At 41.9% G+C, this 22780-nt stretch carries 21 protein-coding genes; 4 read left to right on the top strand and 17 right to left on the bottom strand.

From position 1 onward, the window contains the following. Positions 1-2: 2 nt before the first annotated feature. The 8 genes from ACP14V_RS08040 to ACP14V_RS08005 all read right to left on the bottom strand — a co-directional run bounded on the left by ACP14V_RS08040 (position 3) and on the right by ACP14V_RS08005 (position 9731). The gene (locus tag ACP14V_RS08040) at positions 3-4913 is read right to left on the bottom strand and encodes a BspA family leucine-rich repeat surface protein (RefSeq protein ID WP_272610093.1); all 4911 of its coding nucleotides are present in this window, start codon (positions 4911-4913) and stop codon (positions 3-5) included. Between the two features lie 109 nt (positions 4914-5022). Further along, positions 5023-5604 carry a YdeI/OmpD-associated family protein gene (locus tag ACP14V_RS08035; protein ID WP_272610092.1) on the bottom strand — a complete coding sequence of 194 codons (582 nt, stop codon included), beginning with the start codon at positions 5602-5604 and terminating at the stop codon, positions 5023-5025. A gap of 20 nt (positions 5605-5624) precedes the next feature. Further along, positions 5625-6506 (bottom strand): helix-turn-helix domain-containing protein, encoded by an 882-nt coding sequence (locus ACP14V_RS08030; protein WP_272610091.1) that lies wholly within the window; start codon positions 6504-6506, stop codon positions 5625-5627. Between the two features lie 135 nt (positions 6507-6641). Next, positions 6642-6830: a DUF1348 family protein gene (locus ACP14V_RS08025; RefSeq protein WP_272610090.1), complete on the bottom strand. Its 189-nt coding sequence runs from the start codon at positions 6828-6830 to the stop codon at positions 6642-6644. Positions 6831-6911: 81 nt separating this feature from the next. Next, positions 6912-7328, bottom strand: coding sequence for a nuclear transport factor 2 family protein (locus ACP14V_RS08020; protein WP_272610089.1), 417 nt, complete (start codon positions 7326-7328; stop codon positions 6912-6914). A 62-nt stretch (positions 7329-7390) separates the two neighbouring features. Beyond that, on the bottom strand, positions 7391-7858 hold the full coding sequence (locus ACP14V_RS08015) for a YHS domain-containing (seleno)protein (RefSeq protein WP_136567491.1): 468 nt from the start codon (positions 7856-7858) through the stop codon (positions 7391-7393). A gap of 28 nt (positions 7859-7886) precedes the next feature. Beyond that, complete coding sequence (locus ACP14V_RS08010) at positions 7887-8432, bottom strand: carboxymuconolactone decarboxylase family protein (RefSeq protein ID WP_272610088.1); 546 nt, start codon at positions 8430-8432, stop codon at positions 7887-7889. Between the two features lie 567 nt (positions 8433-8999). Beyond that, the gene (locus tag ACP14V_RS08005) at positions 9000-9731 is read right to left on the bottom strand and encodes a cysteine hydrolase (RefSeq protein WP_272610087.1); all 732 of its coding nucleotides are present in this window, start codon (positions 9729-9731) and stop codon (positions 9000-9002) included. A 161-nt stretch (positions 9732-9892) separates the two neighbouring features. Between ACP14V_RS08005 and ACP14V_RS08000 the strand changes: the two genes are divergently transcribed. Beyond that, positions 9893-10513 carry a JAB domain-containing protein gene (locus ACP14V_RS08000; protein WP_272610086.1) on the top strand — a complete coding sequence of 207 codons (621 nt, stop codon included), beginning with the start codon at positions 9893-9895 and terminating at the stop codon, positions 10511-10513. Between the two features lie 4 nt (positions 10514-10517). Here ACP14V_RS08000 and ACP14V_RS07995 read toward each other — a convergent pair whose 3' ends face one another. Both ACP14V_RS07995 and ACP14V_RS07990 read right to left on the bottom strand, forming a co-directional pair. Next, the gene (locus ACP14V_RS07995) at positions 10518-12815 is read right to left on the bottom strand and encodes a KAP family P-loop NTPase fold protein (protein WP_272610085.1); all 2298 of its coding nucleotides are present in this window, start codon (positions 12813-12815) and stop codon (positions 10518-10520) included. Between the two features lie 707 nt (positions 12816-13522). Then, entirely contained in the window at positions 13523-13645 is a 123-nt protein-coding gene (locus ACP14V_RS07990) for a hypothetical protein (RefSeq protein ID WP_272610084.1), read from the bottom strand. A gap of 112 nt (positions 13646-13757) precedes the next feature. On the opposite strand from ACP14V_RS07990, the gene ACP14V_RS07985 reads away from it, so the two are divergent. Then, positions 13758-14024 (top strand): hypothetical protein, encoded by a 267-nt coding sequence (locus tag ACP14V_RS07985; protein ID WP_272610083.1) that lies wholly within the window; start codon positions 13758-13760, stop codon positions 14022-14024. On the opposite strand, the gene ACP14V_RS07980 is transcribed toward ACP14V_RS07985, so the two are convergent. Continuing rightward, positions 14025-15209, bottom strand: coding sequence for a PQQ-dependent sugar dehydrogenase (locus tag ACP14V_RS07980; protein ID WP_272610082.1), 1185 nt, complete (start codon positions 15207-15209; stop codon positions 14025-14027). Positions 15210-15297: 88 nt separating this feature from the next. Continuing rightward, the gene (locus tag ACP14V_RS07975; protein ID WP_272610081.1) at positions 15298-15855 is read right to left on the bottom strand and encodes a DUF4251 domain-containing protein; all 558 of its coding nucleotides are present in this window, start codon (positions 15853-15855) and stop codon (positions 15298-15300) included. 91 nt (positions 15856-15946) lie between these two features. Here ACP14V_RS07975 and ACP14V_RS07970 point away from each other — a divergent pair, with 91 nt between their 5' ends. Next, positions 15947-18166, top strand: coding sequence for a DUF5916 domain-containing protein (locus tag ACP14V_RS07970; protein ID WP_272610080.1), 2220 nt, complete (start codon positions 15947-15949; stop codon positions 18164-18166). Here ACP14V_RS07970 and ACP14V_RS07965 read toward each other — a convergent pair. Beyond that, positions 18163-19356, bottom strand: coding sequence for an MFS transporter (locus ACP14V_RS07965; protein ID WP_272610079.1), 1194 nt, complete (start codon positions 19354-19356; stop codon positions 18163-18165). The genes ACP14V_RS07970 and ACP14V_RS07965 overlap by 4 nt on opposite strands. Before the next feature lie 74 nt (positions 19357-19430). Between ACP14V_RS07965 and ACP14V_RS07960 the strand changes: the two genes are divergently transcribed. Then, entirely contained in the window at positions 19431-20003 is a 573-nt protein-coding gene (locus ACP14V_RS07960; protein WP_272610078.1) for a Crp/Fnr family transcriptional regulator, read from the top strand. Positions 20004-20005: 2 nt separating this feature from the next. On the opposite strand, the gene ACP14V_RS07955 is transcribed toward ACP14V_RS07960, so the two are convergent. The 4 genes from ACP14V_RS07955 to ACP14V_RS07940 form a co-directional block, all read right to left on the bottom strand. Continuing rightward, positions 20006-20923 (bottom strand): EamA family transporter, encoded by a 918-nt coding sequence (locus ACP14V_RS07955; RefSeq protein WP_272610077.1) that lies wholly within the window; start codon positions 20921-20923, stop codon positions 20006-20008. A gap of 105 nt (positions 20924-21028) precedes the next feature. Beyond that, entirely contained in the window at positions 21029-21361 is a 333-nt protein-coding gene (locus ACP14V_RS07950) for a hypothetical protein (protein ID WP_272610076.1), read from the bottom strand. Between the two features lie 162 nt (positions 21362-21523). Further along, positions 21524-22216: an OmpA family protein gene (locus tag ACP14V_RS07945; RefSeq protein WP_272610075.1), complete on the bottom strand. Its 693-nt coding sequence runs from the start codon at positions 22214-22216 to the stop codon at positions 21524-21526. Positions 22217-22219: 3 nt separating this feature from the next. Continuing rightward, complete coding sequence (locus ACP14V_RS07940; protein ID WP_272610074.1) at positions 22220-22705, bottom strand: lipocalin family protein; 486 nt, start codon at positions 22703-22705, stop codon at positions 22220-22222. Between the last annotated feature and the right edge of the window lie 75 nt (positions 22706-22780).

Genomic DNA, 22780 nt, shown 5'->3' with positions numbered 1-22780 from the left:
TTCTATTTTTTAATAATCTTAATCGTTTCTTCCCGGTTATCCGCCATAATTTTGACCAGGTACATGCCCGAACCCAAGGTGCTGACATCCAAAGCCCTGCTTTCCATATTAGAAATTGTCCTTATCAAACGCCCTGAGAACGTATAGATTTCCAAATCCAATTTATCCGCATCGGCCAAAACGTATATCTCATTGGATACGATGGTAGGATAGAGCATGATTTCATCTTTAATGAAAAAGCTATCCTCCAAACTTCCCTGGCAATCATTTAGACCTGAAATGGACACTTCGTTAAATCCGTCAAGACCGTTCAACTGGATGGATTTTTCCCCATCATCCTCAAAGCTGAATATTTGTTCCGCCCCATTTACGTTCACCTTATATTGGGTGCTCCCCGAAACCGTATAGAAAGCTGTACCTGTTTTATTGTCCAATTGGATACGCTTACCGGTTACCGAACCCAACTCGTTAATGGTGACGCCAAAATGTTGCTGGTATTGAATTTCATTGATCCATACCGCCACAGAATAAGAACCGGCAGGGATATTCTCTATGGTATGTGGTTGTCCAGATACCACATCATAAAACATATTGGAGTACCCAAATCCACTCACGGAAATATCCATGACATATCCCGAAGCATCCAAGAATACCTCTAAAACTCCGTCCGAACCTCCTGGACAAGTTGGGGTAACGGTATATACCCGTAGGGCATCATGGGGCACTATTTCGCATCCGTTGGAATCCACTTCCCAGCCCGGTTGGGTGTTCAAACAGTTGTCCAAATGGTCCAATACCCCATCATTGTCATTGTCTTCATTACAATATGGTACTTTGCCATCATCTGTAATAATCCAACCATAGTTATCTATCAAACTTTGTCTGGCTTCACCACCTTCACAATACTGAACGCCCCTGGAGTCTATAATGACATCGCTCTGAAGAGATTCCAATGCTGCCCATCCCATAAGGGTTTTGTCATAGTTTTCCATTGTCATTCCAGACCACTGAAAAAAACCACCCAGATACCCTGTTTTTGACACATCCCAATTGGCCAAGGATTGATCAAAAGAACTAGCATTGGTAAACACTCCGCTCATTCCCGATACATTGCTTACATCCCAATTGCCAATAGGTTGATTGAAAGATCGGGCGATATTAAACATTCCATTCATGGAACGTAGGCTCTCCAGATTCCATGACGAAATATCTTGATTAAAGGCCAAAGCAGATTGAAACATGTATTGAGCATCCGTTACACTGGACATATCCCAATTGCCAATATCTTGGTTAAAAGATTCGGCACCAGAAAACATCCAAGAAATATTGGTAACGTTGGAAACATCCCAGTTACCAATATCTTGATTGAAAAGTTTTGCATTAAGAAACATATTCATCATATGGGATATGGAACTAACATCCCAATTTCCAATGGATGGGTTGGCCGTAAATGAGGTACAGAACGCAAACATGGAAAACATGCTCCAAGCCCTTGTCAAGTCAGGAACATCCTCGGCAAGAACTTGTAGGTTTTCACAGCCATAAAATGCCCGTTCCATGGAAGTCCACTGATTTATGCCCCATTGATCTACACTCAGTAATTTATTGTTGTCATCAAGACCAATAGGTGAAGAGTCAATTTCAGATATGTCGGCTTCAAAATATATACGTGGAAAAATACCCGTAATTGAAACTTGATAGGTTCCTGCATTGGTGTAGGTATGGACAATATCCCCTGTTACATGGGTATCGAATGTACCGTCCCCCCAATCCACGGTGTAATTATAAGTTTCCCCTGGATAAGTAGGAATGGTAATCTGGTTGTCCCCTGAAATACCAAGGTTATCTGTTTTCCAAGTGGTTACAAAAGCACATCCTCCGTCATTTCCTGCATCATTGATGGTCCAACCATAGGTGTCAATAATGGATTGGCGAGCAGCGGAAGCACTACAATATTTACTCATCTCAGCACCAAAAACAACATTACTCTGGAGACTCGATAAATTACTCCAACCAATCAATAAACTATCATAGTTGTTGGCAGACAACGGAGCGCCGAGGAACATCCTTTTCATATTGGTTACATTGGAGACGTTCCAATTACCTAGATTTTGATTAAAATTGAATGCTTCTTGAAACATCGCCCCCATATCCGTTACACTGGAAACATCCCATCCACCAATATCTTGGTTAAAAAGGGAAGCACCAAAGAACATGACCGCCATATTACTTACATTTGAAACATTCCAACCATAGATACTTTTGTTGAAAATCTGATTTCCCATGAACATGCCTTCCATCCTATACACCTTGGAGACATCCCAACCAGAAATATCTTGATCAAAACTATTGGCACTCCTGAACATATAAGCCATATCTTCAACATTTGCCACATTCCAGTCCCCAATGTCCTGATTAAATGCTAGGGCACCACTGAATAAATTCACCATACGAGTCACATTGGAAACGTCCCATCTCCCTATATCTTGATCAAATGATGAGGCCCCTGCGAACATAGCGCCCATATCAGTAACATTGGAAACATTCCAATTTCCAATATCAATATTGAATGAAGAGGCATCGAAAAAAACACCGAACATACCCCTTACGCTGGAAACGTCCCATTGCGAAAAACTGGAATTACCCACAAGATTGGTACACCCCCGGAACATATAGGTCATATCTTCCACAATGGACAGATCAGGGATATCAGTAGCAGCAATGTTAAGATTGGCACATCTGGCAAATGCATCTGCCATGGAAGTCCACTGGATATTACCCCACTGCTTGACTGTCAACAATTTTTGATAATCCTTTGCGTCGTTTTCTGGAAAAAAATTAAAATATATGCGTGGAAATTGTCCTGTAATGGAAACCTCGTATGTGCCAGGGTTGGTATAAGTATGCGTAATATCCCCAGTAACATTGATATCGTGTGTACCATCCCCCCAATCCACAGAGTAATTATAGGTCTCTCCGGGAAAAGTTGGTATAGTGATCTGGTTGTCCCCTGAAGCACCAGGATTATCTGTTTTCCAAGTGGTGATAAATGCTTGGTAATCCTCGCAACCATCAGGTGCCTTTCCTGCATCGTCAAAAGTCCAGCCATAGTTATCTATAATACTTTGTCTTTCTGTTTCCGAAATACAAAACTGGGCAACATTAGCATTTAGGGCTACCCCATTTTGCAAGGTGGGTAATTGCTCCCATCCCATTAAGGTTTTATCATAGTTTCTTATACTGATGCCTGAATTGTCTAAAAAACGACCCATGTACCGAACCTGACCTACATTCCATTTATCCAAGGCTTGATCAAAATTTTCTGCATCCAAAAACATATAAGACATATCGTCAACTTCACTAACATCCCATTGGTTCATAGAACTATTCCCCATTAATGAGGAACATTCCAAAAACATACCCGCAAATCCCCATTGTATTCTGGATAAGTCTGGAATATCGTTGGCCTTAACGTCCAAATTGGAACAACCCGCAAATGCAAAGTTTACAAAATGCCATCTTGTAGTGCCCCACTGATCAATGGACAATATCTTTTGATCGTCTGAAAATTTGGGAGCTATAGAATAAATATTGGTTGATCCGTTAAAAAACAGTCCAGGAAATTTCCCCGAAATCTTCACCGTGTATATCCCTGGAGAGTCATAGTTGTGGGTAATGTCTCCCGTTACGCCTTGGTCGGTCGTCCCATCTCCCCAATCCACATGGTAATTATAATGCTCCCTTGGGTTCGTTGGAATAGTTATTTGATTGTCCTCGGACGGTCCAGGATTATCGGTTTTCCAAGTCGTTATGAAAGGTCGGCTTTCCTCACAATTCTTTCCATAATCCAAGATGACCCAGCCATAATCCCCAATCAACCTTTGTCTTGCTATTTCCGATGTGCAATACTGATTCTTATTGGCTCCAAAAAACACACCATTTTGTAGAAATGTCAATTGACTCCATCCCAACAAAATATTGTCATAGTTTGCGTCTGACAAGTCAGAATCATCGAACATAAATGCCATATCATTGACTTTGGACACATTCCAAGCACTGATATCCTGGTCAAATTGTGATTGCCCAAACATTCTGTTCATTGTGGTTACGTTTTCCACGTTCCATTGTGAAATGTCTTGATTGAAATAAGTGCTTGCAAACATCGAACTCATATCCGTAACATTCCCAACGTCCCAATCTGAAAGAGGTTGGTTAAAGATTCCACTGGCAAACATGGATGACATATTGGTTACACTGCCCACATTCCAATTGTTAATGTTCTCATTGAAATTACAGCTTTGAAACATGAATGCCATATTGGTGACATTGCTTACATTCCAATTTGATATGTTCTGATGGAATGAAGTATTTGAAAACATGGAATACATGTTGGTTATTGAAGTAGTATTCCAATTATTGAAACTTTCATTGCCTTCCATACGCAAACAATCATAGAACATACTCTCCAAGCTGGTCACATTGGTAAGGTCCGGGGTATCAAAAGCAGCGACATCCATATAAAAACACCCAGAAAAGGCACCCTCCATGGAAGTCCATTCAATGGCTCCCCATTGTTCGACAGTTAAAAGTTTATGCTCATCCCCAGTAAAGGTGTCGAATCCAAATGTAAAGTCATTAAAATAGATTCTGGGAAATTGTCCTTCTATACTAACCGTGTAAGTCCCTGATACTGGGTACGTGTGTGTTATGTCTCCAGTCACGTTAACATCCGAAGTGCCGTCCCCCCAATCCACAGAATAGTTATAGGTCTCTCCGGGAAAAGTTGGTATAGTGATCTGGTTATCCCCTGAAGCACCTAGATTATCTGTTTTCCATGTGGTGATGAATTCTGTTTGGGCCGATAAAAGAAAAGGAAGAAAGCTCAAAAGAGCCAAAAAGTAGTTTTTTTTCATGCGAGGTTATAAAGCCGCTAACATAAACTTTGTCCTTGTAACCTCAAAGAATTAATCGATATAATGTTAGCTTTTTCTTACAAAAACACACATCTCATTACTTTTAGTACTACCGCTCATTATACCCCTTGCCGTTCAAGATTTTTGGAAAGCTTTTTTCAATCCGGGATATGCGGGTCTTGGATTGTTTGGGTTGGGAAAAATAGAGCATATAGCCCCGTTGTCGGCCTGGGGTGAGGGCTTCAAAAGCAGTTCTGAATTCGGTATCCGTGTCCAGTTTGGTTTGAAGCTCTTCGGGCATGTCAAACTCCGATGTTTTTTTTAGATTTACCTGTAAGCCAGCTTTTTCCACTTCTACGGCTTCGTACAGATAAGTTTTTAGGGTAGATTCCATTTCTTGGATCTGTGCTTCTCCCGTAAACCGAATTTGCCGTGCGGATTGTACGTTCTCGGTTTGTTGGACAAGAATTCCTTCGGTGTCCTTCAATAGTACACCTTTGTGGAACAACAGTGCACAATAGTCCTTAAACCCGTGGATCAACACCACGTTCTTGCCGTTATGGGTGTAGCATGGAACGCCCCACTTCAGTTCTTCAATCAATCCACAATCCAAGATAATTTTCCGTAATTGCTTGTACGCTGATTGCCATGGGGTATCTTTCTCAAAAAAGAAATCGACTTTTGGATTCATGCTGCGCAATATACCAAATCTTAGGCCATGGCTCGTGCAAAACCTACGGTATCTCTATACATTTTTGGGGATATGTCGGCATTGTTCTTAAAAAACCGACTAAAATAGTGCTCATCATCATACCCTAAATCAAAGGCAATTTCCTTGACGGATTTATCGGTGAGGTAAAGTTCCCGCTTGGCTTCAATGACAATGCGTTCCGAAATGAGGTTGGTCATGGTCTTGTTAAAGTGGTTCTTGGTGATCTTGGCCAACGCCTTTGGGCTTATGTTCAACATATCTGCGTACTCTCCCGCCGAGTGTATGCTCTTGAAGTGGGTCTCGATAAGGTCCTTCAATTTTTGAAGGATAAAGGGTTCCTTTTCATCGGGGGTATCTTGTAACGATTCCGGCTGTTGCTTGGCCTTGACCCGCGAAGCCGTAATCAAGAATATCTTCAGGTAGGAGACCAATAGCTCGTATTGGGCCAAATCTGCTTTCTGTACTTCGGATTTCATTTGCGAAAGGATCATTTCAAACTCCCTTCGGGTGCCATCATCCACACAAAAATAGGGCGGACTGTAAATATTATTGAAGAGAACCCCATTGCACGCAACTTGCTCATGATGCTTGTGGATGCAGAAAAAATCAGGATGGAAATTCAACACTACACCCTCCAATTTTTCCTTTTCATTGAGGACAAAAGGTTGATAGGGCGTTAGGGCAAACAGGGTGCCTGCCGTAAAATCGAACTCCGCAAAATCTATCTGGGCGGTGCCGCTCCCCTCTTTTATCCAGATCAAGGAATAGTAATTGAATCGGTTTAGCGAACAGAACTGGCAATCGTCCTCAAAGCTGGATAGTTTAAAAGCAAGGTTCCCCGTCTGTTCGTTAATGAGAGTGTTGGTGTTGTAGATGTCCATTTTTTGAGTTTATAAATTGAATATGTCACTTCGGGCTGTCATCCTGAGCGCAGTCGAAGGAGTTGTCGAGAAGTCTTCATTCTCAACTGCTTAAATGAGGTCTCGACTGCGCTCGACCTGACAAACCTTGATTGACTATAAGCGTCGTTCGGTTTCGGTTATCTGCAGGTCGTTGATGCTGACATAACATCTCTGCATCAATCCATGTTCATTGAACTCCCAGTTCTCATTTCCATTAGCACGAAACCACGCTCCTTCGGCATTTGGGTATTCGTATTCAAGTTGTAGATGTCTATTTTTAGTTCTACAAATTGAATATGTCACTTCGAGCGCAGTCGAGAAGTCTTCAGTCTCAACTATTTAAATGAGGTCTCGACTGCGCTCGACCTGACAAACCTTGATTGACTATAAGCGTCGTTCGGTTTCGGTTATCTGCAGGTCGTTGATGCTGGCATAACGTCTCTGCATCAATCCATGCTCGTTAAATTCCCAGTTTTCATTACCATACGCCCTGAACCATTGTCCTTGGTCGTTCTGGTACTCGTACTCAAACCGCACCGCAATACGGTTGTCGCTAAAAGCCCAAAGCTCCTTTTTCAGTTTGTAATTTTTCTCCTTTTTCCATTTGTCGCTTAAAAAGGCAATTACTTCCTTCCGACCGTTTATAAATTGTGAGCGATTGCGCCATTCAGTATCCACCGTGTAGGCTTTAGCCACTTTTTCCGGGTCTTGGCTGTTCCAGGCATCTTCTGCCAACTGTACTTTTTCTTGGGCCGTTTCCTCGGTAAAGGGAGGCAACGGATATTTCTGTTCTATGATCATTTTCATTGTGGTTTGTTCTAAAAAAAAGGGCAGGTAAATAAATTTTGACCTGCCCCTTTGCATTACTTACTGTTTTTGACCTTGGGCCAGTTGGCATGTGCCGCTTTTTTCAATTCGGCGGTACGATCTTTCCAATCGGGTAAGGCGTTGAAAGGCTCTCCGTTAAAATCCCCATTGTAAAACAGGTAGAGTTTTCCATCAACAATGTCATAGGTCTCAGGGTTTATGGGAAACTTGGCTTCCTTGGCGCCAACACCCCATGCGCAGTACCCATCAAACTGGGGCAAATAATTGCTGGGCGATTTGGCAAAGGCATTCTTATTGGCCTTACTGGCAAAATAATAGGTTACCCCATCGTGCTTGGCCGCATGTGCCTTGGTTCCTTTTTTGGCCTTTCCAGAGAAATAGGATACCACATCGTATCCGCCAATGGCTACTCCGTCTTTGTTTACGGGATCAATCTGTGCTTGGGCAAGTACTCCCCATACAAGGGCCAATCCCAATAGAATTACATTTTTAATTGTTTTCATGATTCTTGTTTTTATTTGTATTGCGTGATTAAACAGTTTGTGCCTCCACTACTGGAAAATCGATATCCGTGTCGGCAGTGTTGTTGAAATAGTTGGTAAGTACATTCAGGGCCACATGTGCCACGATCTCTCCCACGGCACCATCGGTATATCCGGCAGCTTTAACCGCAGCCACATCATCGGTGCTTACCCTTCCGCGTTTTTCCACCAAGGTCTTGGCAAAAAATAGTGCAGCGGCGATCTTCGGGTCTTTGTTCTTTCCTTCGCGGGCCATTTCCAAGGTGGTAGTGTCTATGCCCACCAATTTTTCCCCGATAAAGGAGTGTGCGGACAAACAGTAGTTACAGGTATTGGATTCCGCTACCGCCAAGGCGATAAGCTCTCCCAATTTTCCGCCTAGGCTTCCTTTGCCAAGGGCATCGCTAAAGTTCAGGTACCCTTCCAAAACGGCTGGGGAATTTCCCATGGTTCGCATCATATTGGGAACCATGCCCAATTTGCTCTGGATGCCATCAAAAAGTTCTTTGGACCGTCCGGTGGTCTCTTTTGGATCTAATGCTTGTAAACGTGTCATAATCTTTTTTTTTGTGTATGAATTATTGATGGTACAAAGTTGCGGCTCGAGGTCGTGGAATAAAATGGACAAACTTCACATCCTCTTGGACATTTTTCCCGAAATGCTCTTTATCAACAAAAACAAAGGGGATATTGTCTAAAAAGCGTATTAATTGTCAGGTTGAGCGTAGTCGAAACCTAATGTATCATCAACATGTTTTACGTTCTCGACTGCTCCTTCGACTGCGCTCAGGATGACAGCTCGAACTGACACACTCAAACTTCACTTGTGCTTGGACATTTTTCCCGAAATGCTCTTTTATCAACAAAAACAAAGAGGGTATTGTCTAAAAAGCGTATTAATTGTCAGGTTGGGCGAAGTCGAAACCTAATGGATCATCACCATGCTTTTACGTTCTCGACAGCTCCTTCGACTGCGCTCAGGATGACAGCTCGAACTGACACATTCAAACTTCACATCGTCTTGGATATTTTTCCCGAAATGCTCTTTATCAACAAAAACAAAGGGCCAGACTTAAGTCCGGCCCCTTGCACTTCAACCTCACCATCACACTAAACACAGCGTTTATTTCTTGTACATCTTAAGCTCGCTTACCAATTCTTGGGTGGTGTATACCTTGCTAGAGATCATTTTGTAGTTGGTCTGGGCAGCTTGGTCGCCATCCAGTCCGGGGAGTTTGGCCGAAGCAGTGGCATCGCCCACCACAGCGACCTCAAAACCGTTCTCCACAAGTTCCCTCATGTGCGATTCGGCACAAAGGTTACCGGACATCCCTGCCAAGATCACCTTGTCTATCTTCTGTTTGCGCAATTGCAGGGCCAAGTCGTTGGATTCTGACCCAAAAACCTTGTGTGGGCTGGTCACCACTACCCTATCCTTGTTGATGTACTTTTTGTAGCGGGGCAACCAGTCGGCGCCGGAACCTTCAAAACCTTCTACGTTTAATTGGTCGCCACGGTCAAACATGGAAATGTTGTGCATGAGTTTCTCCAAGACCCCTTCAAACTTCCACACGTGATCGTGTTTGTAGTAGTAGTGAGGAGAAACAAATACGGGAATGTTGTGCTCTTCGCCCAACTTAAAAATCGTTTCCAGGTTCTCAATGGTGTTGTTCTCCTGTACGCTCTGTCCCACGGCACCCCAGGCCACGCCATCGGGGCTAAGGAAATCGTTCTGTGGGTCGGTGATCACTATGGCGGTATGCTCGTCTATACTGAAACCGGGTTCTGGCAATTGGGCAAAAAGCCCTGTAATTGTAGTAGTAAAAACTACTAGTGTTGTGAATACATTTTTCATGGTGTTTGTACTTAAAAATTATTATACTTAATTTGATGGTACAAAGTTGACGCGATCCATAACCTCAAAAAATGGACGATGCACGCCACTGAATGGACAATTTTCCAAAGGCGCATTGGCCAGCACATTGCAGACTTGTATAACTTGTATAATTTGAGATTATGAACGTACGGCTCACCAAGGAACAAAAGATCAAAGTGCTCAACGCCAGGGACATTTACAGCATTATGCAGCAGGTTTTGCTGCGCGAGAACAAGATCCGCCGCAACCAGGAACATTTTTGGGTGGTGGGCCTCAACAACATCAACAAGATCTTGTTTGTGGAACTCATTGCCCTTGGCGCGCACAATCGGGTAAATGCAGACCCGCCCGATGTCTTTAGAATGGCCATCTACAAACTGGCCAGCAAGCTGATCTTGGTACACAACCACCCCAGCGGCTCTGTAAAAATTACGGATGCCGATATTCTCTTTACCGACCATATGCTGAAAGCCGGGAAATTTTTACGGATTGATGTACTGGACCATTTGGTGATCACCGAGACCAACTACACCAGTTTTGAAAACGAAGGTGTCATGGACGAACTGCGCGAAAGTGGACTGTTTGAAATTGTAGGCCCCGAAAAGCAGGAATTGGAAGCCTTTAAACTGGAAACGGAACGGAAACGGGGTAAAAAAGAAGGACTAAAAGAAGTTGCCAAGTCCTTAAAAGCGAGCGGCATGTCAGACGAGGACATTAAAAAGCACACTGGGTTGAGCAAGAAGGTTATTGGGGGGTTGTGATGATTTATCGCGCTTTGTGTCCTTCTAACTTCTCCACTATCATTATAAAATTAAATTGATATTCGATATTTTCATAATTGTTCTTTTTGAAAGCCTCATAAAATTCTAAAAATTCATTATAAAATAACGAAGGTGTATCCAGATTTTCCACATCCAAAGCTTTTAACCATTTTTCAAAATTCTCAAATGATCCGAAGATGTTATTTTTTACTCCAGCACTAACACCAACTTTATTATCTTCTTCAACATGACCATAAAATGGAGCTGGCTCTATAAAAACTACTAAGAACCAATCGAGATTATTTTCAATATATTTTATAAGAAGTTCTTTAACTCCGTCGATGTAAACTGATTTTTTATTAATTATTTGACCTTGATCATTTTTCTCATCAACTACAGTTCTACAATTATGAAATAAAGACCAAATAGTGCTGGATACCTCATGGTCTCCCTCGATATAGTCGTTCAAGTAATCAAATAACAATTCTTCAATTTTACTTTTTGTAAGAACAAAATCATCTTCATTATATCCATTATTTAGAACAAAATTTAAAAAATCCGACTCAAATTGGTTTGGAGAATCTGTTTCTTCTAGAACTTCTACAATGAATTTTTTTAACTCTTCTGTATTCCCGTCATAGAACTTTTCACTTATCATGTTATTTCTATTAGAAATAAAATTCCTTAAAATCGAATAGTCATAACCGTAAAAGTTTTTCCCAAACATTCTTGTATCAGTCTCCATTCTGGCAAAATAAAATATACACCTCACGTATTTCTCGTAATCTTCTCTAGAATTAATATCTCCAAGAGCTATCTCATAAAACCTATATCTAACTAATTCAAGAATATTGTTTTTATCCCATTCACCTAATTTTAATTTAATCTCTTCAAAATTAAGTTCCATTGTAGAATTAAACTCCTCCTCAGACAAATCTTCAAATCTCAAATTATCCTTGAAATACTTATGATAATTTTGTTCAAAAATGATGGAAAGGTGATTTTTCTTCTGATAAATATCCACTTCAAATAGCAAATTCATGATTTTAGCCACTCTTGCAATTTGTTCCTCAGAATAACCTAATTGATTTAGCATGTACTGCCCAAGAATGGACTGCTTATAATCTCTAAATCTTAATCCAAAATTAGAATCGTTATCATTTTCATATTTATTTTTCAGATGATATTTAGAACCACCCTCACCATAATAGATTCCACGTTTATTCAAAAATTTATCCCTTTCGAGAAATAATAGAATATAGATGTCATAAAATTTGAACTTTAAAAGCTTGAGATAGAAATAATCAGAAAAAACCACTTCATTTTCAATCTCTTTATAGTCATTTATAAAAGAGTTTAAAAATCTTTTGCCATCTCTTAAGTGATCCAGAATAATAGCATTATCCTCTCTGAACACCAATTGCCCTGTATCAAAAAACGCCTTAATTTCTTCTTCCTTATTGTCAAATTTTGAAGCAAGGGATTTTAATAGAAAGTTTCTTATTTGAATTTGGGTTGCAGGTATAATATGCTCTTCCTTGAAGAAAATTTTTTCCGTAAAGTTTTCCGGCTTAGGAATCTTTAAGTTTCCCAAAGAATTATCTACATAATCCTTATCAAAAGCTACAACATATATAAAATTGTCAAACCCGCCCGTATTTCGAATTAATTTTAGGATTTCAAAAATTTCACCAGATTGTAGTCTATCGAAGTCATCGATAAAAACCACAACTCTTTTGTCTATCTTTTTTAATAACGTATTTAAGGATTTGAATTCTTCTGACAGACTTTCTCCAAAAAAAGAATCCAGCCTTAAAACTTCTTTGAAGCTTTCTGTAAAATTGGTTTTATCTAAACTTATCAAAGAATTTGAATATTCCCTGATTTCTCGATAGACATCTTCCCCATATGGTCTAAGGGTCCGTTGAATAGTTCTAAAAAACTCTTTTATAATTGATTCTATTCCTAGATTCAACCAAGGGTTAAAATCAACTATTATGAATCGATTATTCTGATTTTGCTTATTAATTTCTTGCTTAAGAAGATTAATGAATGAAGTTTTTCCACTTCCCCAACTCCCCGTGATTCCAAACCCAATGGATTGTGATGACTTGGACTTAATTATTTCACTAGCCATTCTAATGGCCTTGTAGTTTCTTTCTAATGTATCCTCAGACATCTCAGTTATTGGAGAATCATCATAAAGACTATTTATTATTAAACCAGTTTCTTTTTTCGGTGATAACAATATTAGAATTGAACTGATAGGGGGTGTTAGAAAATATGCAAATGCTACATCCAAATATTTTATTTGGCTAAAAAAAATAAATCCTTTGAAAGAATAATTTTCGAAAACACGTATATAAATATAAAAGGCAATTACAATCAAACTAAACAACCATTGATGATTAGAAATGTGACTTTTATTACTAACGTTTAAGTATATTTTTCTAGAAATAAAGAAAAGAGCAATGACAAAAATTAAGTCAATTAAAATATTTGACTCGATTCTGCTTAAAACGGGATTAATTAGACTCTTATCAATAAGACCCTTAATGGGTATGTAAAAGAGAATAATAATGCAAGTAAGAATAGCGGTAACCTTATAACTTTTATTCATCATTTGTCTTTTCAGTTTGACTATTTTCTAGTCTGAAAATAAAATTGGGGGAGAGAGCCAGTGTGTCCAAATATAATCAATACTAACACTTAATCTAATGCAGAAAACTGCAAAGGCATTAAAAATTAAATACTTATGGTTTTTACCCTACAGGTAACAAAAAAAGGAAGACCCTTCAGCCTTCCCTTCTTCCCATTCTTATATCCCTAAACCTTTACGGCCAACAACCTTACTGGCGCCCCTAAACCCTTCTCAAGGCATCCGTCAACCCAAATGGGGCATCCATCAATTCAAACAGGGTATCCGTCAATTACCAGTGTGCTTTACCCTGCTATTTTCTAGCTTGCCCAAAAAATAAGAAAATGACTACTTTAGAAACTATAAATGCCCTACAAATTGTTGTGCTTGTCTGTATAGGTGTTATCCTGTACACCATTGGGTTCCTTCACGGAGCGTTCTGGGGAAAAAGAAACCGGGTCAGGGACAATACCTTTTAATGGATTGCGTTCCATTAGTCCAAATCAACCAAAAACAACCGCCATAGCCATTCCCCCAAATTACCCGAGACCCCAACGGACCCTTATCCTATGCCAAAATCTACAATTTACCATCGCCATAACCCAAATGTCCCACGGCGACATTCAATACCGTTGCTGGCGAAGACCAAAAACCGCCTTGGAACCGCCCTGTCTGGTCATTAGAAACGGGCAGTACAAAAAGACCTTGCGCAACGACAAGATAGAGCTGGTCTTTGTCCACGGCAAATGGACCTACTCCATTGAACGGATCCTTTCCAAAGGAAAGTATGGAAAAACTTCCTACGTGTTCTTGGAAGTTGCCAGTGAGGGAAACCCTCCCAGTACATGGAAAATGGAGGACCTTACCCCTTGATCACTTTTTATAGGTAACCCTGTAGATGGCATCGCCAAAATCGTCAGAAATCAACAGGGAACCGTCTTTCATGAACAAAAGGTCCACGGGACGGCCAAAGGCTTCCTGTTTTTCCTCGTCCAACCAACCGTCTATAAAAGGTTCGTAACTCACGGCCTTGCTGTTTTCCAATTTCACCAAGGTAACCCTGTACCCTACCTTGGAGGAACGGTTCCACGAACCGTGTTCGGCCACAAAGGCATGCCCCTTATATTCGTCCGGGAACATGGAGCCTGTGTTAAACTTGATGCCCAAGGGTGCCACGTGGGGACCCATGGCCTGCGCCGGTGCAACAAAATCTGAACAAGGGCGCTGATCGCCAAACTCAGGATCTTTTACCGTTCCGGCATGGCAGTACGGATAACCAAAATGTTGTCCCGCCTCAGTGACCCGGTTAAGTTCCCCCGGAGGAAGGTCATCCCCCATAAGGTCACGGTTATTGTCGGTAAACCACAACTCCCCAGTTTCGGGATGCCAGGCAAAGCCAACGGTGTTTCGCACGCCTTTGGCGTAGATTTCACGGTCTGTGCCATCTGGGGCCATACGGGTAATGGTGGCATAACGTTCGTCTTCGCTGCTACGCTCACAAATATTACAAGGAGCGCCAACCGGTACGTACAGTTTTCCATCGGGGCCAAAGGCAATATACTTCCACCCGTGATGGAACTCCGTGGGATAATCGTCATAAATGACCACGGGCTCTGGTGGATTGGCAAGGTTGTCCTCTATATTGTCGTAACGCAGGAGCTTGCTCACGGCGGCCACATACAAAGACCCATCCCTGAACGCAACACCATTGGGCTGTTCCAAATCGGAAGCGATCTCAAAGACCTTTTCCGCCCATAGGTCACCGTCCGCATCTTGCAGGGCGTATACCTTGTTTTCGTTTCGGGTTCCCACAAAAAGGGTTCCCTTGTCCCCCATGGCCATGGACCGGGCGCCGTCAATGTTCTCGGCATACGTGTTTATGCTAAACCCTTCGGGAAGGTTCAGCAGCTCCAAGGGCATGCTGGATTGATGTGGTTCGGTCAGTTCTTCTTGCTGGGCTTGATCATTGGCTTCCTTCTTTTTTGGATTGCAGGAAAAAACCAGCAAGGAGGCGGCCAATACCAAAATTGATTTATAGTGTGTTCGGTAAAATTTCATCACTTTTTTTTATGCTTTTGGTTTCTTGCATAAAACTATGACAAAAAGATGTAATTATGGATTTACCGCCCTGTTTGTTGTGCCAAGTTTACTCTAAAAGGTCTGGTGTCCATGTTCCATCATACCAAATGGGAGTTCTATGGGAGCTCACCACGCTTATATTGCTTGTCCCTGATGGATACAACTGAATGTGTACCTGATAATTTTCCGGGCCTTCGTTTACGGAGAATTTAACAGCGACTCCGCTGTCTTTTTTAGTGGGTTCCATGCTAAAATCCTTGGCCAAACCCTTAAAATGCACCCCACCCTTGATAGGATTATACGTACCTCCCATCTGTCTTTCCCCATAATATGGCAGGTCCGCCATCACACTATCGTTCTTCACCTTGAGATAACTGGATGTTCCCGTAATGTTTATACGGTTTATGGTGCTTCCCTGAGGAACCAATCCCGCATTGGCAATGCTTGTAAGGGCTGGGTCTGGCATGGGTCTGGCCCAACGCGCATCTATTTCAAAGGATTTTTGTTTCACGGCGGTGTTCAAGGATTCCAATTCCGCCTCGGAATACTTGGGTTTAGGGTTTGATGCACACCCAAGGGAAACCATCAGCAGGAAAAGAAGCATATATTTTATAACCAACTTCATAGCAGCATATTAAAGGTCCTTACAAATTAATCAATCCCTGAAAGATTTCCGATTTAAAGAGTATATTTAACATGAAACCAGACCTAATTTTATGATAATTTCTCCTAGAAAATCCCTCATGGCCTTGGCCTTGTCCGTTTTTAGTCTAGGCCAAGCACAGCAAACGCCTTCCCAAAGCATCAACAAACCCTCTTACTTTGCAACCGAACTGGCGGAAGACCCCAAGGTAGATGGAGAGATCATTAATGATCCTATTTGGCAAAACATCCCGGCCATTACGGATTTGGTACAGATAAAGCCCAATTATGGCGAAGCGGTCTCGGAGCGCACCGAGGTTAGGATAGCCTACTCCAATAGTACGTTTTATGTGGCCGTGGTCTGTTACGACAAAAATGCCAACAGAATTGTGGTCTCAGACTCCCGCCGTGATGCCGATTTGAACGATGAGGACAGTTTCCTTTTTATCATTGATACCTATCACGACAGGCAAAATGGTTTCCTTTTTGGCACCAATGCGCAAGGAATGGAATATGATGCCCAAATTGACAACGAGGGCAAAGGGAATTTTAACGCCAACAGACAACAGGGCGGGGTAATTGGGGGCACCAACCTTAACTGGGACGCCACTTGGAAGGTAAAATCGCAATTGGGCGATTACGGCTGGAGTGCCGAGTTCGCCATCCCCTTCCGTTCTTTACGATTTGCACCCGGAAAGGACAAGACTTGGGGATTGAACTTTCAACGGAACATCAGCAAAAATACCGAAACCGCCTATTGGACCTCCCTCCCTTTGGGTTTTGATATGAAACGATTGTCCCTGGCCGGAAACCTCAGTGGACTGAACCTAAAAAATCCCGGTAACCTGAAACTGATCCCTTATGTACTGGGCCAATATGTGAACGACAAATCCGTATCGCCCAGCGAAACCGACACCAATTTTGATGCAGGGGCTGACATCAAATACAGCGTTACACCTAGTCTCACATTGGACCTTACTTACAACACCGACTTTGCCCAAGTAGAGGTAGATGACCAACAGGTGAATTTGGACCGTTTTAATCTCTTTTTCCCTGAGAAACGGGCATTTTTCCTGGAAAATGCCGGTCAGTTTGGGGTGGGCAGCCCCGGGGAGGTAGATCTGTTCTTCAGTAGGCGTATCGGCATTGGGGATGATGGCAGCTTGGTCCCCATTATAGGTGGGGCACGATTGTCCGGGAAAGTGGGTCAAACCAACATTGGATTTTTGAGCATGTTCACCGATGATGTGGTCGAGGCCGATATTGAAAAGAACAACTTTACCGTGGCCCGCGTCAACCACAATTTTGGAGGCTCACGATCCTCGTTGGGTGGAATATTTGTGAATAGGGCCGGTCTGGGCGAGATGGAGGATGACTACAACCGGGTCTACGCCATGGATGGTAAATGGGGTATTGGAAACAAGGCCACCATCAATGGTTTTGTAGCCAAGAGTACTACCCCTGGCATTGAAAAGGGTGACCATGCCTTCAAAATCTTGGGGAATTATGAATGGAGTGGCTGGAACATCAACGCCGGATATACCGAGGTTGGTGAAGGATTCAATCCAGAAGTAGGCTTTTTGCAACGTACCGCCTTTAGAAAACCTGAATTTTTGGTGTTTAGGACACATCGATTTAAAAATGCGGGCAAGATGTTGGAAATACGCCCCCATGTCTCCTATCGGGGCTATTGGAATTTTGATGACCAATTGATCACCAGTTTTTTGCATGTGGATAATCACTGGGTATTCAAAAGTGGTTTTGAAATCCATACGGGAATCAATTTTACTACCGAACGGGTGTTGGAGGATTTTACCATTTCGGATGTAACCGTACCCATGGGCAATTATGAAAACGAAGAGTTACAGCTTGTGATCACCACAAACCCGAACAATGCCCTTTCATTTGACACGCGAACCATTATTGGAGGTTATTTCAATGGGCACCAAATCACCAATAGCGGAACCGCCAAGTATAGGGTCGGGGATAAATTCAACAGCTCCCTAACGTTCAGCCATAGCGATATTCAATTGGATACCGGGGATTTAACGGCTTTGGTGGGTGGGTTACGACTTTCGTATTCCTTTACCCCCAGAATCTTTTTCCAAAGTCTGATTCAACGTAACAATGTGTCCAATATCACATCGGTAAATGCGCGCTTTGGGTGGTTGCAAAATGCCAATACCGGACTATTTGTGGTATTTAATGTGGTAAAGGATGATGATTTGATTGATGCCGTGGACAATCAGACCCTAACCATTAAATATACCCATCGCTTTGATCTGTTGAATTAATTGGCAATCTTTCCTTTACGAAACAAGATATAGACGACTCCTATCAAGGCCAAGATGGCAGAAGCATAAAACGTATGCGGAATACGGGAAATACTTTCTTGATAATACCATCCAGAAAATAGCGCGCCCAAACCAATACCGGCTTCCATGGCAATATACATGGTGGCCATGGCCTTTCCCTTTTGTCCCGGTAAGCTCAAGTCTATAGTCCACGCATAAATGGCCGGAGTGGCCACGCCCATGGCCAAGCCATAAATGCCCGCCCCAACCATTAAACCAGTGGGTGTATTGATGTAACCCATCCAAAATTGGGCAAAAATCAACAATATGACACCAACCATGATCACCTTGGTCCTACCATGACGATCGGATAGTTTTCCCGCTACTACCCGCACCAAAAGGGAGGAAATTGTAAATACAATGAAGAACATGCCCTTGTTGGTAAAACCAACTGCTTCGGTCCAATCCGGAATCAATGTCAGCACTACCCCAAAACCCATATAGGCCAAAAAATTTACAATAGCTGCTGGCATTGCTTCAGGGGCAATGATATCCTTATGGGAAATTTTCAAGAGACTCCAGTTAAATTCTTTCCGTTGTGGTAGGGTCTCCTTAAGGTTGAAAATCAGCAACAGGGCCAACAGGGCCATAGCTGATGAACTGTAGAACAAAACGTCATAGGAGAAATGAAGCTTTATGAAGCTTCCCAATGCAGGGCCAAGTGCCATACCCGTACTAAAAGCAATCCCATGAATGCCCATGGCCTCACCAAGTCGTTTATGCGGTACTACATCCGACACAAAAGTTGAGGCGGCCGTTGGAGTGAATCCCGTGGAAAATCCGTGCGCCAACCGGAGCAGTAAAAAACCCGATACCGATGTAAGTACGGGATAGAAAAAACCGCAAATCAAACAGACAAAGGCACCAAAAAGCATAACTGGTTTTCTTCCTATCGTATCGGTGAGTATTCCGCTAAAAGGGCGTGAAACACCTGCCGTAAATGTAAATAGGGCAATGATCAGCCCAATGTACTCCGCTCCTCCCAAACTGGACAAATAAGCAGGTAATTCTGGAATGAGCATATTAAAACTGGCCGAAAAAAGTAGGGATCCCATACAGACCATCACAAACTTTGGGGTAAACATCCTTTCCCCTTCCAATTTTGTTCCTTGCTGTATGCCGATCTTCATGCTATTGCGTAACTTTATCGCAAAGAAATCACAACGCTTCTGCTTAAAAAAGGACATTTGTCCCAACAATAAAAATGATTCGCACCAACCCAGAATTAATGGCCTATGCGGAAAAGCTTTTTTCCAAAGGAGATTGGGACCTGCATGAAGAATCTTTTGGTTCCAAGGAGCGAATCATGGAACAAGATCATAGATATGGGAAGGTATATCTAATTCGGGAAGGCATTGCGAAATGCTTTATTTCTGACGAGAACGGCAAAGAATTCATCCAAGAGTTTTTAGGCGAAGGCATGGAATTTGGGGAATTGGAGGTTTTTAGCAATAAATTGACCATATGCGCTGTGGAGTCCATTACCCCTTTAAAAGCTTTCTCGTTTACTCACGGATGTTTCAGTCAGCTTTTGGAAAATGATACCCACTTTAACCAACTCGTCATGAAAGCTTTGGCCGATAAGATTCGCTACAAAGCCCCTAGACATTCTTATCAGCATGCCTATCCCATTGAAGATAATATTATACGCTTAAAAAAACTTTTCCCTGAATTTACGGAGGTGATTTCCAAAAAGGACATTGCCAACTATATCGGAATTACAACCAGAAGCCTCAACCGAGCCCTTAAGGAGTTAAAGGAAAAAGTGGACCGTTAGACCTATCTTTTAAAGCGCTCAAAGATGGCCAATGTTTTTTTGGTGTTGATGAAGTATACTCCTGTCAACAAAATGGCTGCGGCCAAAATGGATTGCAGTGTTATTTGTTCATCTAAAAAATACCATCCCAGTAGCAGTGCAACAATAGGGTTCACATAGGTTGATGTTGCCACTTTTTCGGGGGAAACTGCTTTTAACAAATAGTTGAACGAAGTGAATGCTACAATGCTCCCGAATACAATCAACAACACCATGGACAATTGTACCTTTCCGCTCCACTGCAAGGGTGAGGTCCACGGTTCTCCAAAGCCAAAACTCATCAAAGCCAAGATAATTCCCCCGGTAAACATCTGATATCCCGTGTTCACAAAGTAGTTGTTGGGCAAATCTGCCTTGGAGACAAACAGACTGCAATAAGCCCAACTGAGCATGCAGAAAAATATCATGATCATCCCCACAATAGAACTTTCTTGTGCAATAATCTGCTTTTGACTTACCAATAGATAGATACCGATAATGCCAAGGAACACTCCAACCAATGACATGGGTTGTATTTTTTTGCCTTGTAAAAAATACATGAGCAAGAGAATGATCAAGGGTTGTGCAGATATTTCCAAAGCGGCAAAACCACTGTCCACATATCGTAGTGCCCATACCACTACCCCATTGCCAAAACTCAGGAAAAGAATCCCGGCAATAATGGTGTTCCATAGTTGTCTTTTGGTGATCTTCAACGAAATTCCCATGGATTTGGCCAAAGCAAATATCAGAAGGCCCGCAGTGGTAAATCGGCATGAAGCCAACATAAAGGGTGGCAATTCCATGACCGCAATCTTGTTGAGAAGGTATGTGGACCCCCAAATCACATATATGGCAAAAAAGGCAAGGATAACGAGGGCAGAGTTTGAGGATTTTCCCATTACAAGATTGGTTTATCGCCCTACAATATTACGGATGTTTGCAGGAGTATGAAAAATTTCCCTATTTAGTTTGTGAAGAAAGTGAAATTGGGTGATGTGCTAAAGTCAACTATACTTGTCCGTATCCAATAAATACGAATCCATATCCTTTTCCAATTGTTTAAAATGTGTAAAATGCCGCTCAATTTCTTTATCTAAATCCTCTGGAATTTGCTTGGTCTTTTGTTTGAGTTGGTCCATAATATGTTTTTGGTCGGTTGTATACCGCTTAAAACTTCTTTTGAGTTCATATAACTTTTCAAAACATGAATAGTCATGGGGCTCGCAAGTGTAAGAGCTCAATTTTTGAGCAAGACGTTGAATGAGCTTGTTGTTTCGCTCCATTCTTACCAATAGTTCCTGTATCTGATACGTACTGTTCTCTAGAATATCACTCATGGCTCTTGGGTTTTTATAGGAGTATACAAAACTCCCCTTAAGTTAATGATTTTCCTACATTTTGAACTTAAAACAATCTTCAAATTTGTGTTAATTAATTTTTCAAGGGCAAAAAAAAAGCCCAGTGCATTGCACTGGGCTTTTATAATTTATGGTCAGCAACTAGTTTTTGGTTTGCTCGTAGGCTTCCTCTTTTAACTCGTCGCTGGCAATAATGGCCAACTCCACACGACGGTTGGCGGCCATCCCTGCTTTGGTGTCATTACTTTCAATGGGTTGGGTCTCCCCATACCATTTTGTAGTAAACCTGCCACTTGAAATTCCCTTGCTTACCAAATAATTGGTAACTGACTGTGCCCTCTGTTGGGAAAGGGTCATATTGTATGCATCGCTACCGGCACTATCCGTATGTCCTTCCACCAGGATATTGGATTTAGGATATTCTTTGAAAATTCCAGCCAGTTTATCCAAAGTAGTGGCGGAGGTTCCTTTAATATCAGATTTGTTGGTATCAAAATAAACCCCGTTTTCACCACTAAAGGTAACGTTGATTCCTTCACCCACACGCTTTACTTCCGCACCTGGGATTTCTTCTTCAATACGTTCGGCTTGTCGGTCCATTCGGTTACCAATATAACCTCCTGCAGCACCTCCCACCACGGCACCAATGATAGCACCAAGGGCAGTATTTCCTTTTCCTACATTATTTCCGATAATACCACCGATTACAGCACCACCACCGGCTCCGATGGCAGCACCTTTTTGTGTGTTATTCGCATTCTTAACGGCATCACAGCTTAGAATTAAGCTCAATGCCAGCATAGCTGTTGTACTTTTTATGATGATTCTTTTCATGTGTTAGCTTTTTGTGAATTCGTAAACTATGGTAACAGGCTGTCCGTCCACTGAAACATTGGATTTAAGCGTCATGTTCTGTTCGGTAAGGTTGGCAATGTTCAATCTGTAGCCGTATCCGCCAGAGATGTCCTTTCGATTTTCATCAATGAACTTGAACTGCAATTGGCTACTGTAGTTTTGTGAAGGTTCTACTACCGACCATCTAAAGAAACGGTCGCCTCCTTGGCACAATGTACTTTGGCTGATGGTATACCTGCCAGTACTGTTATTGTCCCTAAAGAACCATTGACTGCCTTCAAAACAAATATCCTCCGCATCATTAAAGATGACAGACTTAAAATTGCCCGAATTGTTTTCATAGGAAATGTTTTCCAAGGTCCAAGTACCGCTAAAAAGATTCCTTTGCGTCCTTGCACTTTTGGAAACGGAGCACGACGTAAGTAAAATTCCCGCCAGTGCAATAATTAAAAATGATTGTTTTACCATAAGAATTGGAGTTTAAGTTTACATATATACGAGTGAGACACCATAAATGTCCATTTGGGGTGTTAAAAAAATGTT

Source organism: Flagellimonas alvinocaridis (assembly GCF_965248585.1).
In the GTDB taxonomy this organism is placed as follows: Bacteria; Bacteroidota; Bacteroidia; order Flavobacteriales; family Flavobacteriaceae; genus Flagellimonas; species Flagellimonas alvinocaridis.
Note: the sequence above shows the minus strand (reverse complement) of the source record. Positions and strands in the feature narration are given on the sequence as shown.